Genomic DNA, 448 nt, shown 5'->3' with positions numbered 1-448 from the left:
GCAAGAATAGGTTGGCGAGCACGGGTGACACGGCCGATCCTTGTGGAGTACCGCGATCCCGTTTCACCAGCCTTCCGTCGGGCATCTGGATCGGGGCTTTCAGCCACCGCTCCACATACAACACCACCCATTTCTGGTCGGTGTTGGCCTTCACCGCCTTGACCATCAGTTCATGGTCAACCGAGTCGAAGAAGCTCTGAATGTCAAGATCGATCACCCAGTTCTTCTCCCAGCACCGCTGGCGGCATTTCTCGACCGCCATCAGCGGTGACCGGCCCGGACGGTACCCGTACGAGTCTTCATGAAAAATCGACTCGGTACGGGGCTCCAGATGACGGGCCACCACTGTCTGCGCGATTCTGTCGGCGACGGTGGGAACACCTAACGTCCGTGTTCCCCCGCCGTGCGGCTTCGGTATCTCGACCGCCCGCACCGGAGGCGGAAAGTA

1 protein-coding gene is annotated in these 448 nt (G+C 60.5%); it reads right to left on the bottom strand.

From position 1 onward, the window contains the following. A partial coding sequence (locus MXD60_RS26310) for a reverse transcriptase domain-containing protein (RefSeq protein WP_308222619.1) occupies positions 1-433 on the bottom strand: 433 nt, incomplete at its 3' end. Positions 434-448 lie beyond the last annotated feature (15 nt).

Origin of the sequence: Frankia sp. AgB32 (assembly GCF_023243045.1) — a bacterium.
Taxonomy (GTDB): Bacteria; Actinomycetota; Actinomycetes; order Frankiales; family Frankiaceae; genus Frankia.
The sequence above is the reverse complement of the archived record's forward strand: the minus strand, read 5'-3'. Positions and strand labels throughout refer to the sequence as shown.